At 68.1% G+C, this 18,815-nt stretch carries 19 protein-coding genes; 7 read left to right on the forward strand and 12 right to left on the reverse strand.

What is annotated here, in order from left to right; translation table 11 throughout:
• Positions 1-39: 39 nt before the first annotated feature.
• From U5771_RS21530 to U5771_RS21565, 8 genes are all read right to left on the reverse strand, one after another.
• The gene (locus tag U5771_RS21530; protein WP_322025847.1) at positions 40-489 is read right to left on the reverse strand and encodes a GNAT family N-acetyltransferase; all 450 of its coding nucleotides are present in this window, start codon (positions 487-489) and stop codon (positions 40-42) included.
• A gap of 67 nt (positions 490-556) precedes the next feature.
• Positions 557-1,513 carry a hypothetical protein gene (locus tag U5771_RS21535; RefSeq protein ID WP_322025848.1) on the reverse strand — a complete coding sequence of 319 codons (957 nt, stop codon included), beginning with the start codon at positions 1,511-1,513 and terminating at the stop codon, positions 557-559.
• A gap of 291 nt (positions 1,514-1,804) precedes the next feature.
• A complete protein-coding gene (locus tag U5771_RS21540) occupies positions 1,805-2,761 on the reverse strand; it encodes an amidohydrolase family protein (protein ID WP_322025849.1) in 957 nt (318 codons plus the stop codon).
• Positions 2,739-3,686 carry a YncE family protein gene (locus U5771_RS21545; protein ID WP_322025850.1) on the reverse strand — a complete coding sequence of 316 codons (948 nt, stop codon included), beginning with the start codon at positions 3,684-3,686 and terminating at the stop codon, positions 2,739-2,741. Before U5771_RS21545 ends, U5771_RS21540 begins: the two co-directional genes overlap by 23 nt.
• Positions 3,687-3,759: 73 nt before the next feature.
• Positions 3,760-5,052, reverse strand: coding sequence for an MFS transporter (locus U5771_RS21550; RefSeq protein ID WP_322025851.1), 1,293 nt, complete (start codon positions 5,050-5,052; stop codon positions 3,760-3,762).
• 97 nt (positions 5,053-5,149) lie between these two features.
• A complete protein-coding gene (locus U5771_RS21555; protein WP_322025881.1) occupies positions 5,150-6,067 on the reverse strand; it encodes a dihydrodipicolinate synthase family protein in 918 nt (305 codons plus the stop codon).
• Positions 6,068-6,075: 8 nt separating this feature from the next.
• Positions 6,076-7,248 (reverse strand): L-rhamnonate dehydratase, encoded by a 1,173-nt coding sequence (locus U5771_RS21560; RefSeq protein WP_322025852.1) that lies wholly within the window; start codon positions 7,246-7,248, stop codon positions 6,076-6,078.
• A 50-nt stretch (positions 7,249-7,298) separates the two neighbouring features.
• The gene (locus tag U5771_RS21565) at positions 7,299-8,345 is read right to left on the reverse strand and encodes a 4-hydroxythreonine-4-phosphate dehydrogenase PdxA (RefSeq protein WP_322025853.1); all 1,047 of its coding nucleotides are present in this window, start codon (positions 8,343-8,345) and stop codon (positions 7,299-7,301) included.
• 156 nt (positions 8,346-8,501) lie between these two features.
• Between U5771_RS21565 and U5771_RS21570 the strand changes: the two genes are divergently transcribed.
• Complete coding sequence (locus tag U5771_RS21570) at positions 8,502-9,446, forward strand: LysR family transcriptional regulator (RefSeq protein ID WP_322025854.1); 945 nt, start codon at positions 8,502-8,504, stop codon at positions 9,444-9,446.
• Between the two features lie 191 nt (positions 9,447-9,637).
• Here the strand turns inward: U5771_RS21570 and U5771_RS21575 are convergent, their stop codons facing one another.
• Positions 9,638-10,927 (reverse strand): MFS transporter, encoded by a 1,290-nt coding sequence (locus U5771_RS21575; protein WP_322025855.1) that lies wholly within the window; start codon positions 10,925-10,927, stop codon positions 9,638-9,640.
• A 305-nt stretch (positions 10,928-11,232) separates the two neighbouring features.
• Here U5771_RS21575 and U5771_RS21580 point away from each other — a divergent pair, with 305 nt between their 5' ends.
• Positions 11,233-11,913: a hypothetical protein gene (locus U5771_RS21580; protein ID WP_322025856.1), complete on the forward strand. Its 681-nt coding sequence runs from the start codon at positions 11,233-11,235 to the stop codon at positions 11,911-11,913.
• Positions 11,914-11,996: 83 nt separating this feature from the next.
• Here U5771_RS21580 and U5771_RS21585 read toward each other — a convergent pair whose 3' ends face one another.
• From U5771_RS21585 to U5771_RS21595, 3 genes are all read right to left on the reverse strand, one after another.
• Positions 11,997-13,136: an ATP-binding protein gene (locus U5771_RS21585; protein ID WP_322025857.1), complete on the reverse strand. Its 1,140-nt coding sequence runs from the start codon at positions 13,134-13,136 to the stop codon at positions 11,997-11,999.
• The gene (locus tag U5771_RS21590) at positions 13,133-13,861 is read right to left on the reverse strand and encodes a response regulator (protein WP_322025858.1); all 729 of its coding nucleotides are present in this window, start codon (positions 13,859-13,861) and stop codon (positions 13,133-13,135) included. Before U5771_RS21590 ends, U5771_RS21585 begins: the two co-directional genes overlap by 4 nt.
• A gap of 255 nt (positions 13,862-14,116) precedes the next feature.
• Entirely contained in the window at positions 14,117-14,272 is a 156-nt protein-coding gene (locus tag U5771_RS21595; protein ID WP_322025882.1) for a DUF3309 family protein, read from the reverse strand.
• Between the two features lie 208 nt (positions 14,273-14,480).
• Here U5771_RS21595 and U5771_RS21600 point away from each other — a divergent pair, with 208 nt between their 5' ends.
• The 5 genes from U5771_RS21600 to U5771_RS21620 are packed head-to-tail and all read left to right on the forward strand — an operon-like array spanning position 14,481 to position 18,783.
• Positions 14,481-15,155, forward strand: coding sequence for a histidine phosphatase family protein (locus U5771_RS21600; RefSeq protein WP_322025859.1), 675 nt, complete (start codon positions 14,481-14,483; stop codon positions 15,153-15,155).
• A 20-nt stretch (positions 15,156-15,175) separates the two neighbouring features.
• Positions 15,176-16,207: a phosphotransferase gene (locus U5771_RS21605; protein WP_322025860.1), complete on the forward strand. Its 1,032-nt coding sequence runs from the start codon at positions 15,176-15,178 to the stop codon at positions 16,205-16,207.
• Positions 16,208-16,265: 58 nt separating this feature from the next.
• Entirely contained in the window at positions 16,266-17,030 is a 765-nt protein-coding gene (locus U5771_RS21610) for an SDR family oxidoreductase (protein WP_322025861.1), read from the forward strand.
• A 7-nt stretch (positions 17,031-17,037) separates the two neighbouring features.
• Complete coding sequence (locus tag U5771_RS21615) at positions 17,038-17,490, forward strand: SDR family NAD(P)-dependent oxidoreductase (RefSeq protein WP_322025862.1); 453 nt, start codon at positions 17,038-17,040, stop codon at positions 17,488-17,490.
• Positions 17,491-17,538: 48 nt separating this feature from the next.
• Positions 17,539-18,783 carry an acyl-CoA dehydrogenase family protein gene (locus U5771_RS21620; RefSeq protein WP_322025863.1) on the forward strand — a complete coding sequence of 415 codons (1,245 nt, stop codon included), beginning with the start codon at positions 17,539-17,541 and terminating at the stop codon, positions 18,781-18,783.
• The last annotated feature ends 32 nt before the right edge of the window (positions 18,784-18,815 follow it).

Consider the following 18,815-nt stretch of genomic DNA (forward strand, 5'->3'; position numbering starts at 1 on the left):
CCGGTGTGCCAGGTGAGCGGTTGGCCGGGCTGTACAACGTCATGCGTGCCATATCAGGTTCGCGCTGCCGTCCGTTTCTGACAGGAGCCGGAAGCCGAGCCGTTCGTAGAGGCGCCGCGCCGGATTGCCGTGCAGCACGCTCAGCGATACGGGCACGTGCTCGCGCGCGGCATCGACCAGAAGTTCGCGCAGCACGGCTTCGCCGATGCCTTGTCCTTGTCGCGACGGGAGGATCTGGATCTGGTGAACGTGCCATTCGGCGGCGGCGCGCGTCACCTTCAGCAAGCCGATCGAACTGGCGTCGGCGTTCGCGCCTTCGCAGACGATCATCGCGTCGTCGAAGTGCGCCGCGATGCGCTGGCGGTGCGCGTCGTCGTCGGTGGGGGCGCCGACGCGTTGCAGATGCTCGGTCATCGTGAGCTGGCGGAGCGTCAGCAGGAACGGCAGGTCGGTGGCAGACGCCGGACGCAGGCGGATCGCAGGGGGCATGGTCGGGGAGCGTTCGAGAGCAGGTTGCATGGCACGAAGCGCATGATTCACGAACGCGGCATGCCGGTCAAAGGCTGGGCAACTGGATTTGCCGCGCGGCCGGACGATGCTCGAGGACGTCCGTGACCTCGTATTCGGTCTTGGCTCCGTCGGCGGTCTGCCACTGCCGTACGCGCACGCTGCAGACGAGTACGTCGCCCTTGCTGAAGCTGATCTGGTTGACATCCACGCGCTTCAGGAAATTCGCATCGGTGATCGCGGCGTGGATCGTGGCGGCACCGTCGTAGAGACGCCATTTGTTGTCGTCCTTGAACGCGAGTGACACGATTGAAAACGCCATCTTGCGACGCTCGTCGAGGATCAGTGCGTCGGCCTGCTCGGGTACGCGGAACCAGTCGACTTCGTCGCGGGTGACCGTCTCGAACACGTCCGTGTCGGTGCCGGCCGAGAAAATCGTGACGCCGTCGCGCGAAAGCGGCATGAGCGCTCGGGTGGTCGCCTCCCTGACGCTCACGTCCCGCAGCAGGGTGAGGACGGACAGTTCGATCTCGAGCGTCTCGCCGTCGACGTGCAGTACGGCGGCGTGCGCCTTGATCTGCACGCGCTGGATCGGGCGACCGCGCAACCATTTGAGTACCGCGAACAGGCCCTTGCCGATTGTCGGACCGGCAATGCCGAGCGCGGTCAGAATCGTGACGGCATTGGCGAGTGCCGCGCCTTCGCTGCCGCTCAAAATGTCGCGCATCCGGCCGAGGAGTGAGGTCGCGAGCGTGAAGTCGATGCCGAAGCTGCCGGTCCTGAAGCTGCCTCGGACGTTCACCTGTGGCTGAACCTGGTCTCCGCAGAGCGCCTTGGTCGAGGCCTCGAGCAAGTCGCCGATCGCGAGAAGGGCAGGTGCGAGTTCGCGCACGTCCATGTCGGACGATTCGAGTGCGGGCCCGTCATAGGTGACGCGAAAGTGGCTCATGTCGCCGAGTGTACCGGCTGCGCCAGAGCCGGCCTTGTTTCCGTTGCGGTTGATCATGCCGGGTGGGTTGACTCGAAAGGACATCGACACGCGAAGCGCAATACTTTCGTATACCTTTCGAATCATCTTGCGGTCAACCGGACACGTACGATTCTGGCCGTCCGGCCGATGGAGCGATCGCCGATACGCGTGACGCCTTGTTACCGTCGAGTGAAGGGTTGCGTCGACCCGATGGAGGCTGCGCCCGACGCACTCGAACGAAGCGTGCACGTGCCCATTCGCCCCCTGTCTGCCGTCGAATCATTACGCCCGGCATCCAGGCGACCCCAAGGGCCGGGTCAAGCACGTTCACGCAATCCGATACACCCGCATCGCGTTATCGTGCCAGATCGCGCGGCGCGCCGCATCGTTGAGGTCGCCCATCGCACGGGCAAACGTGCGCAGCAGCGCGGGATAGGACACCCGCAACCCCGCCACCGGAAAATTGCTCGCGAACAGGCAGCGTTCCCAGCCGAATATCGCGATCGTGTCGCGGATGATCCGTGCGTTGTCCGCGTCGTTCCACACCGCATCGCGCAAGCCGAGTTCGGAGATCTTCACGGTCACGCGCGGCACTGCGGCGAGCGCTTCCATGCCGCTGCGCCAGCGCGCGAGCCCCGCGTCCGAGCGATCCCACGGCAGCCCGGCATGTTCGAGCACGACGTCGACACCGGGCGCATCGGCCAGCAGCGCGGCCGCGTCGCCGAGATGCCAGAACGGCACGCGCAGATCCCAGCCGAGGCCATGCGCGGCGAGCCGTTCCAGCGCGACCGCCCAGCGCGGATCGCGCAGCGTGCCCGGCCCGTCGACGGACGCATCCGGCGACGCGGCGGTGCGCGGCTTGAACCGCACGCCGCGCACGCGCGGCCATGCGGCCTGTTCGGCGAGCCGTTCGTCCGCATCGTCGGCGAGCAGGTCGACCCACGCGACGACCGCCGACGGCAGCCCGTGCGCGGCGGCGACCTCGTGCAGCCAGCGCGTTTCCGCGAGCGCTTCGTCACGCGAGCGTTCGGCCTCGACGTGCACGCTCGCGACGATCGGCGCGCCTTGCGCGGCGTGCCGGTACTCGTCCACGCCGAAATCGCGGCACAGCGCCGCGTAGTCGCCGAACATGAAGTGCGCCGGGTCGTACCGGTCCTGCAGCCACGGGTAGCGCGCACCCGCGCCGAGCCGCCACAGATGATGATGCGCGTCGACGAGCGCGGCGGGCATCGCGGCCGGCGACGACGCGTCGTCGCGCCGCTCAGCGCGTGCCGGCGAGCACATACGACGCATCCGGTTCGCGCAGCGTCGGCAATGCACCGACGAACCGCCACGCGTCGAGATCTAGCTCGCGCACGTAGTCATCCTGGAACGACACGTACGCGACGCGCCGCGACGGATGGAACGACAGCGCGGTCGGGTTCGCGGGCAGCGCGACGCGTTCGATTTCCTCCAGCTGCCGGGCATCGAACACCGAGATCGACCGTTCGCCTGAATTGGTCAGCAGCAACAGGTCGCGGCCGTCCGGCGCGGTGGTGCGGTAGATGCGGTTGGGATCGCTGCGCGTCTTCACGCGGCGGCCGCAGGTCATCGTGTCGGTGTCGATCTCGACGAGCGTGTCGTCGCCGCGATTCGCGACGAACAGCGTGCGCTCGTCGCTCGACAGCGCATTGCCTTCGGGACGCGGGCCGGGCATCACCGCGCGCGGCGCGACGGTGGCGTCGCGCGGATGGAACTGCGTGACCGTGTTCGACAGCAGGTGCACGCCGTAGGCGCGGCTCGCGTCGCGCGTGAGCGTCACGAGGTGGGTCTTCACGCCGCCGGACGGCACGGCCATGTTCGGCACGGCCTGCCGGGTCGGCTCGTCGAACACGAGCAGCATGTCGTGCGCCTCGCTCATCGCGTACAGCCGGCCGTCGCGATCGGTCGCCATCCCGTGCGGCCGGTAGTACGGCCACAGGTCGAGCATGCGTGTATGCGTACGCGCGACGAGGTCGATCTCGGCGACCCGGTGATCGCCTTCATGGCCGCGCGACCATGCGGTCTCGATCCCGAAGATGCCGACGTACGCGAAGCGGTTGTTCACGTCGACGGTGAACTCGTGCGGGAAGTTCGGCAGCACGACGTGCTTGAGCGCGGCTTTCGTCTCGAGGTCGTAGAAGCTGAAGGTGTGGGCGCATTTCTGCACCAGCAACAGGATGTCGTTCATGGTGTGTCTCCGTTGTTTCGTTCGCGTGTTCGCGTGTTCGCATTTCCGCGCGTCGGTGTCGGTGCGCGCGGGGTCAGTCCTCGCAGCGCCTGGGCAGCGTCAGCGCGAGCAGGCCGGCCACCGCGAGCGTGACGGCGAGGCTGTACACGCCGGCCGCCGCGCTCACGTGCTGGGTCAGCACGCCGACCGCATACGGGCCGCAGAAGCCGCCGAGGTTGCCGAGCGCGTTGATCAGGCCGCGCGCGCTGCCGGCCGTCTCGACGCTGCACAGCTTCGGCGGAATCGCCCAGAACACGCCGGCCGCCGCCTGCAGGAAGAAGCCGCAGCCGATCAGGAACGCGAACGACACGATCATCGACGCATGCGTGAGCACCGACAGCGCGAGGCACGCGGCGAAGCCGACGAGCGGCAGCAGCACGAACAGGCGGCGCTTGCCGGTTCGGTCCGACAAATACGACGTGGCGAACATCCCGATCACCATCGCGACATACGGCAGCATCGCGAGCAGGCCGACCTTGCCCATCCCGCCGTGCGTGAGGTTCTTCAGCAGCGTCGGCAACCACATCGTATAGCCGTAGATGCCGACCTGATAGCAGAAGTTGATCGCGATCAGCAGCCAGATCGTCGGGTTGCGCAGCATCGCGCCGAACGACGCGGCGGCCGGCGTGCCGGCGGCCTGCTTGCGCTCCTGTTCCTCGCGCAGCGCGTCGAGGATGTAGGCCTTCTCGCGCGGCGATACCCAGCGCGCGGTTTCCGGGCTGTCGTCGGCGAACATGATCCACGCGAACAGGCACAGCAGCGACAGCGCGCCGGCGCTGAAGAACAGGTGGCGCCAGTCGTATGCGGCGAGGATGAAGCCCGACAGCGGCGCGGTGATCATGCCGGCGAGCGGCACGAACATGATGACCATCGCGTTCGCACGGCCGCGTTCGCGGTCGGGAAACCAGTGGCTGACCATCGTCAGCACGACGGGCAGCATCCCGCCTTCGGCCACGCCGAGCATGAAACGCAGCGTCAAGAGTTGCCACGTATGGGTGACGAGCCCGGTCAACGCCGACAGCACGGCCCAGCTCACGAGCGACCACGCGATGAAGGTCTTGCCGCTGCCGAGCGCCGCGCGCCGGCCGCCGGGAATCTGCAGGAACAGGTAGCCGAAGAAGAAGATGCCGCCGGCGAGGCCGGCCATCGTCGCGTCCATGCCGAGATCGGCGTTCATCCCGCCCGGCATCGCGAATGCGATGTTCACGCGGTCCATGTACGAAATGATGCAGGCGAGCAGCAGCGGCGGAATCACGCGCAGCCAGCGGCGGCGCGGAATGGCATCGTCGGCTTCATAGGCCGGATTGGCCGGGTTCAGCAGGTTCATGGTGTCTCCAGTCCATGTGATGAGCGGCGGCGGCCTTCTGTCGGACCGCCGTCACGCCGTTGCGCAACGCACGCGCGTTGCGGGTACGAAACGATGTCTAGTGTCCCCAGCGCAGCACGAGCGGATCGAGCCGCCGTGCCGCGTCGAGCAGGCCCGCGCGCACCTGCGGGTGCAGTTCGGGCCAGGGCGCGCGCGGACGGTCGCATGCGATCACGCCGCCTTCCTTCATCAGCGCCTTCGCGGTCAGGAAGCCCGACTGGCGGTTCTCGTAGTTGATCAGCGGCAGCCAGCGCGCGTACTGCTCGCAGGCTTCGTCGCGGCGTCCGGCGAAATACGCGTCGGTGATCCGGCGAATCCCGTCCGGATAGCCGCCGCCCGTCATCGCGCCGGTCGCGCCGGCATCGAGGTCGGCGAGCAGCGTGATGCCTTCCTCGCCGTCCCACGGCCCTTCGATCGCGTCGCCGCCGAGCGCGATCAGCTCGCGCAGCTTCGACGCGGCGCCGGGCGTCTCGATCTTGAAGTACGACACGGCGTCGATCTCGCGCGCGAGCGTCGCGAGCAGCGACGCCGGCAGCGCGACGCCGCTCGCGGGCGCGTCCTGGATCATCAGCGGAATGTCGAGGCCGTCGGCGACGTCGCGGAAGAACGCGCGCACCTGCGCCTCCGGCACGCGGAACGTCGCGCCGTGGTACGGCGGCATCACCATCACCATCGCGGCGCCGAGCGCCTGCGCGCGGCGGTTGCGTTCCGCGCAGATCCGCGCGCTGAAATGCGACGTCGTGACGATCACCGGCACGCGGCCGGCGACGTGTTCGAGCGTCGTGCGCGTGATGAGGTCGCGTTCGTCGTCGCCGAGCGCGAACTGCTCCGAGTAGTTCGCGTGAATGCAGATGCCCTGCGAACCGGCATCGATCATGAAGTCGAGGCAGCGGCGCTGGCCGTCGAGGTCGAGCGCGCCGTGCGCGTCGAAGATCGTCGGCGCGACCGGAAAGACGCCCTGGTAGCGTGCGTGCATGGTCACCCTCACTCGACGATGTCGAACTGGTCGAGGAATTCGGTCTTCAGCGTGAGACCGAGGCCGGGCACGTCGTCGCGCAGTTGCAGGAAGCCGTTCTCGGCCACCGGCTCGCCGTCGAAGATGTAATAGAACAGCTCGTTGCCGACTTCCACGTCGAACATCGGGAAGTACTCGCTCATCGGCGACGCGAGCGTGCTCATCGTCAGGTGATAGTTGTGCATCTGGCCCGCGTGCGGAATCACCGGCACGCTGTACGCCTCGCACAGCGCGTTGATCTTGTGCGCCATCGTGATCCCGCCGACGCGGTTCGTGTCGTACTGGACGACCGACACGGCCTTGCGGTCCAGCAGCTGCTTGAAGCCGTACAGCGAGAACTCGTGCTCGCCGCCGGAGATCGGGATGTTCGTGAGCTGGTTCAGTTCCGCGTAGCCGTCGATGTCGTCGGCGATCACCGGCTCCTCGAGCCAGCGCGGCTGGTATTTCTCGAGCTTCGGCAGGATGCGCTTCGCGTACTCGAGATTCCAGCCCATGTAGCACTCGAGCATCAGGTCGTTGTCGTAGCCGATCACCTCGCGGATCGCCGCGACCGACTTCAGGTTCTCCACCACACCCTGCTGACCGTGCGCGGGCCCGTAGCCGAAGCGCATCTTGAACGCGCGGAAGCCTTCCTTCAGGTACTGCCGCGCTTCCTCCTGCATCGCCTTCAGGTCGGTGCGGTAGAGCTTCGAGTAGTAGCAGGGGATCTTTTCCTTGGTGCGGCCGCCGAGCAGCTTGAACACGGGCTTGCCGACGCTCTTGCCGAGGATGTCCCAGATCGCGATGTCGACCGCCGAGATCGCCGCCATGCCGATGCCCTTGCGGCCCCACGCGTGGGTCGCGCGGTACATCCGCTGGTTCAGGTACTCGTAGTCCCACGGGTCCTGGCCGATCACGAGCGGCGCGAGGTACTGGTCGATGATCGCCTTCGCGACGTGCGGCGCGAGCGCGACGTTGCCGAGGCCGACGATGCCGTCGTCGGTCTCGACTTCGACGACCGTCCACGCATGGAAGCGGAACGTGCTCATGGTTTCCTGCGGCGCGTACAGCAGGTCCATCGCGTTCGAGCAGAAGTTGCCCTGCGGCGGGACGGTCTTGCCTTTCCACTGGAATACGCGGGCGCGCACGGAGCGGATCTTCATGATGGTGTCTCCAGGTATCGATGTTGTCGTGTGGGGATGGCGTGCGAGCGTCACGCCGAAACGGTGGGGGTGCGGCGCGCGGCGCCCATCCGGCAGGCGATCTGCAGCGCCTGCCAGGTCGCGCCGACGTCGGCCGTGCCGCGGCCCGCGATGTCGTACGCGGTGCCGTGCGCGGGCGTCGTGATCGGCACGGGCAGCCCGCCCTGCACGGTCACGCCGCGCGAGAAGCCGAGCAGCTTGATCGCGATCTGCCCCTGGTCGTGGTACATCGTGACGATCGCCTGGTAGTCGCCGGCCTGCGCCTTCAGGAAGATGGTGTCGGCGGGGAACGGGCCGTGGAACGGCGTGTCGGTCGGCCAGTCGCGCGACTGCAGCTTGCGCACCGCCGGCTCGATGATGTCGACTTCCTCGCGGCCGCAACTGCCGCCGTCGCCGCCGTGCGGGTTGAACGCGGCGATCGCGACCTTCGGCGCCGCGACGCCGTTCGCGAGCAGCGACCGGTAGATCAGTTCGGAGGCCTGTTCGATCCGCTCGACGCTCAGCTGGGCCGCCGCATCCTTCAGCGGGATATGCGACGAGATGCGCGCCGTCCACAGCTCGCCGAGCGTGTTGAATTCGCAGAAGTAGCCGGTCACGCCGAGCGCCGCGGCGAAGTGGTGCAGCTCGTCGTCGTGCTTGAGCCCGCCGAGCTTCATCGCGTACTTGTTCAGCGGCGCGAAGCAGATCGCGTCGATGTCGCCGGCGAGCGCGGCGTCGAGGCACCGGTCGAGCACGGTCAGCGTCGAGCGGCCGCCGGCCGCGCCGGGCTGGCCGACGGTGACCTGCGCGGGATCGATCGTGTCGAGTGCGACGAACGCGGCGCGCGCGGTGGACGGCCGGCCGCGCACGGCGGCGAGCGACGCGACGGGCTCGACGTCGACCGTCACGCCGGCCACGCGCTGGCCGGCTTCCCACAGCCAGCGGTCGCCGATCAGCACGAGATTCGCGCGGGACGTCGCGTCGGGCCGCGCGAGCAGTTTCGCGATCAGTTCGGCGCCGATGCCGGCGGGATCGCCGAGCGTCAGTGCGACGACGGGCAGGGCGGCGGCGGTCGTCATGCGGCGCCTCCGTGGCGGGCGGCGGGCGATTGCGTGTTCATGCGGTGTCTCCGGTGGCGGCGCGCGGCCGTTGGTGTATGGGGTTCATGCTAGGTAGACGGAATGAGTCGGTAAATTGAAACTTCTTGATGAATCGATAACCTGGAGTAATCAAAAATGGGCTCGATCGACCGACGAGACTCGACACCGCAGTTGCTGAACCGGCTGCGCATGCGCCAGATCGCGCTGCTGCTGGCCGTGGACGAATGCTCGACGCTGCGCGCGGCCGCCGGGCAGCTCGGCCTCACGCAGCCGGCCGCGACGAAGATGCTGGCCGAACTGGAAAGCGCGCTCGGCCAGCGCCTCTTCGATCGCGTCGGGCGCGGGCTCGTGCTGAACCCGGCCGGCGAGCGCGTGCTCGGCTATTTCCGCGGGATTCGCGGCAGCGTGGAGGCGCTCAATCGCGAGCTCGCCGAGCTGCAGCTCGGCAGCGCGGGGCGGCTCGCGATCGGCAGCATCATGGCGGCGTCGCCGGGGCGGCTCACCGAGGCGCTGGTGCAGTTGAAGGCGCGCTATCCGCTGCTGGCGATCGACATCGCGGTCGATACCAGCGACCGGCTGATGCCGCAGTTGCGCGAAGGCGTGCTCGAAGTGGTGATCGGCCGCCATGTCGGCACCGATTGCGACTTCCGCGTGGTGGACGACGAGGCGCTCGCGATCATCGCGGGCCGCGACCATCCGCTCGCGGGCGCGGGGCCGGTCGAATTCGATGCGCTGCTCGACTACACGTGGATCCTGCAGCCGGCCGGCAGCCCGGCGCGCGAGGTGGTCGAGCGCGAGTTCCGCGCGCGTCACCAGCCGATGCCGCGCGGGCTGGTCGAAACGGGGTCGATCCTGACGACGATGAACCTCGTCGACCGGTCGCGGATGCTCGGCGTGATTCCGCTGACCGTTGCGCAGCGCAACGCGGAGCACGGGCTCGTCGCGATCCTCGATTACGCGCTCGACCAGAAGCTGCCGTCGTACGGGAGCCTCGTGCGGCGCGACCGGCCGCTGAGCGTGCCGGCGCAGCAGTTTCTCGCGCTGTTCCACCGGGAAGACGGGCAGGGCAATGAAGATTGAAGGGACGCGGGGCGGCTAGGCGTCGCCGCTCACGGACCGGCGAACGTCGCCGGCGGTGTGCGCGACGACGGTGACGCGGCCAGCCACTGCGCGGTCGGCGCGGCGCGTGAACCTACCCTGAATCGCTTCGCTGCCGCAATGGCCCGACCGGCGCTGCGGCGCTTCGGCGTGGCGATGGCGCGATCGGCGCTTCAGCGTGCCTGCGGTGCAGCGGGCGCTTCGGCGAGCGACGGCGTCGATGCCGACAACGCGCGATCCGGCCGAATCCGCAGCGCGGCGACGATGCCGATCAGCAGCATCGCGACCGACCCGACGAACGGCACCGTCCAGTTGCCCGTGTGGTCGACGAGATAGCCGAACAGGATCGGCGACAGGATTCCCGAGATTGCCGAACCCGCATTCATCATCCCGCTCGCGATGCCCGCGTGGGTCGGCGCGATGTCGCTCGGCACGGCCCAGATCGGCCCGATCGTCAGTTCGAGGCACAGGAACGACCCGGACAGGCACAGCGCGATGCCGGCCGTCGAATGCACGAACGCGAGCGGCAGCATGCAGACGAGCGCACCGGTGAAGCTCGCGACGATCACGCTCTGGCGCGACAGCGCGAGGTTGCCGGTCTTGCGGTAGATGCGGTCGCACAGCCAGCCGCCGAGCGTGTCGCCGACCACGCCCGCGAAGAACACGCCCGACGCGAACAGCGCGGTGGACTTCAGGTCGAGGCCCTTGCCGTTCAGGAAAAACGTCGGCAGCCACGTGAAGAACAGCCAGGCGGTCCAGCCGTAGCAGAAGTACACGAAGATCGTCGGCGCCATCCGGCGGAACAGCGGCCCCCACGGCGTCGGGCCCGACGCCGGTGCCGGCCGGGCCGCGGCAGCGGCGTGCGTGCGGTTGTCACCGTCGCCGTCGTCGCCGAGCGGGTACTCGCGGAAGCCGGCGACCCACCACACGAGCCACACCAGCGTCACCGCGCCGATCACGAAGAACGCCGCGCGCCACGACAGCCACGTCATCAGCGCGGCGACGATCGGCGGCGTGACCGCGTTGCCGAGCCGCGAGAACGAATGCGTGAAGCCCTGCACGACGCCGCGCCGTTCGCGCGAGAACCAGTGCGTGATCGCGCGGGCCTGCGCGGGCAGCGTCGCGCCTTCGCCGATCCCGAGCAGCAGGCGGGCGGCGAACAGCAGCGCGAGGCTGTGCACGAAACCCGTCATGAACGTCGACGCGACCCAGATCAGCCCGCAGCCGATCAGCGTGATGCGGGCGCCGAAGCGGTCGGCGATCCAGCCGCCGAAGATCTGGCAGATCGCGTACGAATACGCGAACGCGGAGAACGCGATGCCGAGTTCGGTGTTCGACAGCCCGAGTTCGGCCTTGATCGCGCCGGCCGCGGTCGCGAGGTTCACGCGGTCGACGTAGAGGATGAACGACAGTGCGCACAGCAGCCACAGCGTGTGGCGCCGTTGACGGTGATCGGCAGGCATGTGTCTCGCTCCATTCTCGTGCGCGGCGTTGCAATGACGCCGCGTTCACTGGCCGGGCCAGCATCGCGCGCCGGAGGAGGCATCGTCTAATGAATCTTTTGGATCAATTGATAACCTGCGGCATTCGGTTTCGCGGCGTTCGGGCGCCGGATCGGGCGAGGTGCGGGTTTTCCACGAGCGGTTGCGGCATGATGCGGGGTGGTCGCGCGCGGAAGCGACGCGCGGCATGTGTCGAACGCGCTTCGACGCCGGTGCCGTCATGATGCAGTGACGCAGCGCAATCGCACAGTCGGGAATGGACGGACATGGAACAACAACTTTCGCTCCACAGGGACAGCCGCTTCTGGCAACTGCCGCCGGTGAAATGGTGGATCCAGGGGCACGGCCGCGACGGTTATTCGTTTCGGCTGCTGCTGGTTCCGCTCGTCGCGGTGTTCGTGCTCGAGTCCCTGTGCGTGATGCTCGACGCGCTGTACAGCGCGCTCGCCGTGAGCGGCGCAATGACGCTACTGCTCGGAATCGCCGGGTATCACGGCGCGAAACGCGAATGGCTGGCGCCGTCCGCGCCGGCACGCGCACTCGTGAAAGCGCGCACCAAGCAGGCCGCCGAGCGCTTCTCGTCGCTTGGCGCCGGCGCGACGGTGCTCGCGATCTTCCTCAGCGCGACGTCGCTGTCGCTCGTGCTGTCGGGCCAGCCAGTGCTGGACAGCGCATCGAAGGACACGGTGTCGATCTTCATCGCGCTGGTGTTCCTGCCGGTGTACGTATCGGGCGCGGTGCGCAAGCTGGCGATCGCGCGGGTCGAGGAGCTGGAGGCGCTGCGGCACGCGACCGTCGGCACGCGGCTGAAATTCGATCGGGCGGGCGCGGTGCGTGCGGTGGTCGTGCAGGGGCCGGCGGGGAACTCGATCGTGTCGGTCGCCGCGTACACGGTGCTCGGCTTCGATCCGCCGCTCGAGCGCGTGGGGCACGACGCGCAGGTATGAAAAAGGCCGCGTGCGAGCGCGGCCGTTCGGGGCGATGCGATGGCGCTCGGCGCTCGACGCTCGACGCTCGACGCTTGGCCGGGTCAGTCGCTCGCGGCAGGAGGCATGTTCGGCGGCGAGGCCGACCGTGCCGCCGAATGGGCAGGAAAGCGCCGTTCATCGGGCGTCGGCTCCAGATCGTCGGGCCAAACCACCTCGAACCGCGTGCCGCCGCCGGCCGCCGGCGTGCAGACGGCGTCGCCGCGATGCGCGTGCGCGATCGCCGCGACGACCGCGAGCCCGAGGCCGCTGCCGCCGGGCTGGGTATCGTCGACGCGCCGGAACGCCTTGAACACGTGCGGCGCGAACTCGGCCGGAACGCCGGGGCCCTCATCCTCGACACGCAACCGACACTTGCCGCCTTCGATCCGCGTCTCGATCCGGATCGCACCGGGCACCGCATGGCGGCGCGCATTCTCCAGCAGCGCGAGCAGCGCCTGACGGATCCGCACCGGGTCGCAGCGCATCGGCCGCGTGTCGAGATCGAGCACCGGATGCTGGCCGGCGGCCTGCAGCGCGTGCGCGAACACGTCGACGACCGCGCGGATGTCTGCCGCGAGATCGGTTTCGCGGATCTCGATGCTCAGGTGGCCGCTATCGGCGAGACTGACCACGCGCAGATCCTCGATCAGCCGCGTCAGCCCTTCCACTTGCGTGAGGAGGCTGCGGAACTGCGCTTCGCTCGGCGTGAACACGCCTTCGGCGAGCCCCTGCAGGCGGCCGCGCAGCACCGTGACCGGCGTGCGCAGCTCGTGCGCGATCGCGGCGTTCCAGAACGTCTGTTCGTCGGTCACGCGCTGCAGCTCGCTCGCGAGCGCGTTGAAATTGTCGGCGAGCCGCGCCGCTTCGTATAGCGAGCGATCGCCGGCGACCGCACGCGCGCCGAGATCGCCGCGCGCGACGCGGCGGATGCTGTCGGTCACCGAGTTCAGCGGCACGAGGATGCGGCGCGACAGGTGGATCGCGACGACGACCGACAGCACGAGCCCGACCGCCGTGGTGGCGATCAGCCACACCCATTCCGGGCCGGTCGGGAACCAGTTCGTCTGGTCGAACGACGAAGGCTGGTACAGATACAGCAGGTAGTAGAACCCGTAGGCCGTCAGCACGACCAGCAGCGTCACCGCGAACGCCATCGCGCCCATCGTCAGCGCGATCTGCCGGCTCAATCCGTCGAGCTTCACTCGCCGCTCCACAGCTTGTAGCCGACGCCGCGCACGCTGACGGGCACGCCGTTGATGCCGAGATCGTCGAGCTTCTTGCGCAGCTTGCTGACGTGGCTGTCCACCGTGCGTTCGAGCGTGTCGCCTTCCGGCAGGCAGGTGGCCATCAGCTCGGCGCGGCTGAACACGCGCCGCGGCGCACGGGCGAGCTGCGCGAGCAGCTTGAATTCGGTGAGCGTCAGCACGAGCGTGTGCCGCGTGCCGTCGACCTCGACCGACGCTTCGTGATGCTCGAGATCGATCTCGAACGGTGCCGCGCGCAGCACGCGCTGTTCTTCGTGGCGCGAGCCGGCCATCGAGCGGCGCAGCACGGCTTGCGCGCGTGCGACGACTTCGGCGGGATTGAACGGCTTGACCACGTAGTCGTCGGCGCCGATGCGCAGGCCGGTCAGCTTGTCGATGTCCTGGTCGAGCGCGGTCAGCATGATGACCGGCGTATCGCCGCGATGGCGAATCTCGGCGAGGACTTTCCAGCCGTCGACGTGCGGCATCTGCACGTCGAGCAGCACGAGGTCGGGCTTCAGCGACAGGTGCAGCTCGAGCGCGCGGCGGCCGTCGGCCGCGTGCACGGTGCGCAGGCCGCTGCGCGCGAAATATGCGGTGAGGATCTCGGCGATCTCGGGTTCGTCCTCGGCGATCAGGACGAGCGCCTGGCCGGCGCCGGGAGATGAGGAAGTATCGGACATGGCCGCTTGTTCAGGTGCATCGGGGTTCCATCGAGGCTCGATACTACCGTAAGGGCGGCACCGTCGAACGGTGGCCGGTTGCGGGGCATTGCCCGTTGCCCGGCCGCGCGACGGCCTGGACACGGGCGTGTCGTGCGCCGTGAAGAGAGCGGGGAAAACCGCGCGATCCACGGTCTCGTCGCGGGATTTTGTAAAGAAGCCGCGGCGCCGGGATCGAACGACGCGTGCCCGTCCGGCGGGCACGCGTCATCACACTCAGATGCGATCCATCAGCACCAGTATCACGACGATGATGACGATCAGCCCGACGGTCCCCGATGGCCAGTAACCCCAGCTTCGGCTGTGGGGCCACGAAGGAAATGCGCCGATGAGCAACAGAATCAGAATGATGATGAGGATCGTACCGAGCATCGCACCCCTCCCGAACGGGTTCGACATGACGGTGTCGGCTGGCGCAATTCCCGTGCCGATGCGGGCGGCGGCCGGCACGCCTGGCGTAAGCGCATTGTCTGAATCCTGAGAATTCATGCGCTGAATACCAGCCGATTCAGAAAATAAATTTCAAAAATGCAGACCCGGTCGCTATGCTGGACCTTCGGTTTCCCTCTGCGGGCAGGCAATGGCTGAACTCTTTCTGGTACGGCACGGGCAGGCGTCGTTCGGCACGGACGATTACGACCGGCTCTCCGCGGCCGGCGAACAGCAGGGCGTCTGGCTCGGCGAGTACTTCGCGCGCCAGGGCCTGACGTTCGACCGCGTGATCTGCGGCACGATGCACCGGCATGCGCAGACGGTCGATGCGATCCTGCGCGGGATGGGCCGCGAGGGTGTGCCGGTCGACCACCATCCCGGCCTGAACGAATACGACTTCCACGGGCTGTTCGCGGCGGCCGCCAGCGACTATCCGGAGGTCGCGCGGCTCGCGGCCGGCTCGATGAAGGCGTACTTTCGCGCGCTGCGGCAGGTGCTGCACCTGTGGGCCGACGACAAGCTCGGCGACTCCGCACCCGAAACCTGGGCGCATTTCCAGCAGCGCGTCGCCGACGCGCGCGCCGCGATCCGCGCCGGCGGCAGCCAGCGCGTGCTCGCGGTGAGCTCCGGCGGCCCGATCGCGGTGACCGTGCAGCAGGTGCTCGCCGCACCGTCATCGAGCGCGATCGCGCTGAACCTGCAGATCCGCAACAGCAGTCTTTCGCAGTTTTTCTTCAACGCCGAAGCGTTCCACCTCGCGTCGTTCAACGGCATCCCGCATCTCGAGGATCCCGAACGACATGCGTGGCGCACCTACGGCTGACCCCACGAACGATCGCGACGATGACGAACCCTTCCCAGCCTCTCGACGTAGCCCGCCTCACGCGCTATCTGGAAGCGCACGTGCCGGGCTTCGCAGGCCCGCTCGACATGGAGAAGTTTGCCGGCGGCCAGTCGAACCCGACCTTCCTGCTGCACGCGAAGAGCGGCCGCTACGTGCTGCGGCGCCAGCCGCCCGGCGAACTGCTGAAATCCGCGCATGCGGTCGATCGCGAATTCCGCGTGCTGAGCGCGCTGTCGGGCACCGCGGTGCCGGTCGCGCATCCGTATCACCTCTGCGAAGACCGCGACGTGATCGGCAGCCTGTTCTACGTGATGAGCTTCGAGGACGGCCGGATCTTCTGGGATCCGGCGCTGCCGGAACTGCCGAAGGCCGAGCGCCCGACCTGCTACGACGCGCTGCTGCGCACGATGGCCGCGCTGCACGACGTGGACGTCGACGCGGTGGGCCTCGCCGACTACGGCCGCCCCGGCAACTACTTCGAGCGCCAGATCGGCGTATGGACGAAGCAGTATCGCGCGGCGGAAACTGAGCGCCTCGACGCGATGGAGATGCTGATCGACTGGCTGCCGAAGGCCTGCCCGGCGGACACGGGCCGGCCCGCGCTGGTGCACGGCGATTTCCGGATCGACAACCTGATGTTCGCGCGCGACGACTATCGCGTGCAGGCCGTGCTCGACTGGGAGCTGTCGACGCTCGGCAACCCGCTCGCCGATCTCGCGTATTTCTGCATGTGCCTGCGCCTGCCGTCGGGCGGCCAGGTGCGCGGGCTCGCGGGCCAGGATCGCGCCGAACTCGGCATTCCCGACGAAGCGACGATCGTCGCGCGCTATTGCGAGCTGCGCGGGATCGAGCCGATCCGCGACTGGCATTTCTATCTCGCGTTCAGTTTCTTCCGGCTCGCGGCGATCGCGCAGGGCGTGAAGGCGCGCGCGCTGCAGGGCAACGCGTCGAGCGAGCAGGCGCTGCGCGTGGGCGCGATGGCCGGCCGGCTGGCCGAGCTGGCCGTCGACGTGATCGACGCGCATCGCTGAAATCGCGGACTGCGCCGCGCGGCGACACGACAACACATCAATGGAGGAGCACAGCAACATGGCAACGAATCTGTTCGACCTGACGGGCAAGATCGCGCTGGTGACGGGCGCGAGCCGCGGCATCGGCGAGGAAATCGCGAAGCTGCTCGCGGAGCAGGGCGCGCACGTGATCGTGTCGAGCCGCAAGCTCGACGACTGCCAGGCGGTGGCGGACGAAATCGTCGCGGCGGGCGGCCGCGCCGAAGCGCTGGCGTGCCACGTCGGGCGGCTGGAGGACATCGCCGCGACGTTCGAGACGATCCGCGGCAAGCACGGCCGGCTCGACATCCTCGTGAACAACGCGGCCGCGAACCCGTATTTCGGGCACATCCTCGATACCGATCTCGCCGCGTATGACAAGACGGTCGACGTGAACATTCGCGGCTACTTCTTCATGTCGGTCGAGGCCGGCAAGCTGATGAAGGCGCAGGGCGGCGGCGCGATCGTCAACACCGCGTCGGTGAATGCGCTGCAGCCGGGCGACCGGCAGGGCATCTACTCGATCACGAAGGCCGCGGTCGTCAACATGACGAAGGCGTTCGCGAAGGAATGCGGGCCGTTCGGCATCCGCGTGAACGCGCTGCTGCCGGGCCTGACGAAGACGAAGTTCGCGGGCGCGCTGTTCGCCGACAAGGACATCTACGAGACCTGGAAGGCGAAGATTCCGCTGCGCCGCCACGCGGAGCCGCGCGAGATGGCCGGCACCGTGCTGTATCTCGTGTCGGACGCGGCGAGCTACACGAACGGCGAATGCATCGTCGTCGACGGCGGCCTGACGATCTGAGCGCGCGATGAAACTCGACAGCTACGCCGGGCAGGCCGTGATGATCACCGGCGCCGCGAGCGGCTTCGGTGCGCTGCTCGCGAGCGAGCTGGCCGCGATGGGCGCGCGGCTCGCGCTCGGCGACCTGAACGAAGCAGCGCTCGAACGCGTGGCCGCGCCGAAGCTCGCGGCCTACGCGGCATCGAAACACGCGGTGGTCGGGCTCACCAAGACGGCCGCGCTCGAATACGCGCGCCACGGCATACGCGTGAATGCGGTGTGCCCGTTCTACAGCACGACGCCGATGGTCACCGACAGCGATCTCGGCGAGCGCCAGGACTTTCTCGCACAGGGCTCGCCGATGAAGCGGCTCGGCCGCCCCGAGGAAATCGTCGCGACGATGCTCACGCTGTGCGCGAAGGAAAACACCTATCTGACCGGGCAGGCCGTCGCCGTCGACGGCGGCGTCTCGGCCTTCTGAACCGAACTGAACCGAACGAACGGAAACCGGAATCTCGAGGAGTCGATCATGGACTTTGGCTACACCCCGAAAGTGGAAGAACTGCGCGAACGCGTGCGCGCGTTCATGGACGCGCACATCGTGCCGCGCATCCGTCAGTGGAACGAGGAAGTGCATGCGGGGCAGTATCCCGTGTCGTTCATGGAGGCGCTGAAGGAGCGCGCGAAGGCCGAAGGGCTGTGGAACCTGTTCCTGCCGCACCTGAAGGCCGACGAGCCGGGCACGGGGCTGACCAACCTCGAATACGCGCCGCTCGCCGAGATCATGGGGCGCGTGAGCTGGGCGTCGGAGGTGTTCAACTGCAACGCGCCGGACACCGGCAACATGGAGCTGCTGCACCTGTTCGCGACGCCCGAGCAGCGCGAACAGTGGCTGCTGCCGCTCTTGCGCGGCGAGATCCGTTCGGCGTTCGCGATGACGGAGCCCGACGTCGCGTCGTCGGATGCGACCAACATCACGACGCGCATCGAGCGTGACGGCGACGAGTACGTGATCAACGGCCGCAAGTGGTTCATCACGAACGCCGCGCACCCGAACTGCAAGATCTTCATCGTGATGGGCAAGACCGATCCCGACGCGGAATCGCACCAGCAGCAGAGCATGATCCTCGTGCCGCGCGACACGCCGGGCGTGACGGTCGTGCGCAACATCACGGTGGTCAATCACTACGCACCGGAAGGGCACTGCGAGATCACGTTCGACAACGTGCGCGTGCCGGCGCGCAACCTGCTCGGCGAGGAAGGCAGCGGCTTCGCGCTCGCGCAGGCGCGCCTCGGGCCGGGCCGCATTCACCACTGCATGCGTTCGATCGGCGCGGCCGAGCTCGCGCTGGAACTGATGATCGACCGCGCGCAGTCGCGCGAAGCGTTCGGCAAGCCGCTGACCCGGCACGGCACGATCGGCGAATGGATCGCGCGTTCGCGCATCGAGATCGACCAGGCGCGCCTGCTGGTGCTGAAGGCCGCGTGGATGATCGACAAGGTCGGCGCGAAGGCGGCGCGCAAGGAAATCTCGATGATCAAGGCGCTCGTGCCGACGGTGTACACGGACGTGTGCGACCGCGCGATGCAGGTGTTCGGCGCGATGGGCCTGAGCCCCGACACGCCGCTCGCCGACCTGTGGACCTGGGGCCGTGCGCTGCGCTTCGCCGACGGTCCGGACGAGGTGCACCTGCAGGCGATCGCGCGGATGGAGATCAAGGACGCCGTGCGCGGTTCGACCGAACCGTACCTGACGCGGCCGCCGCGCGACTGAGCGGCTGAGCGGCGGGCAGGACCTGGGAGCGT

The organism is Burkholderia sp. BCC1977 (assembly GCF_905339595.1).
Taxonomy (GTDB): domain Bacteria; phylum Pseudomonadota; class Gammaproteobacteria; order Burkholderiales; family Burkholderiaceae; genus Burkholderia.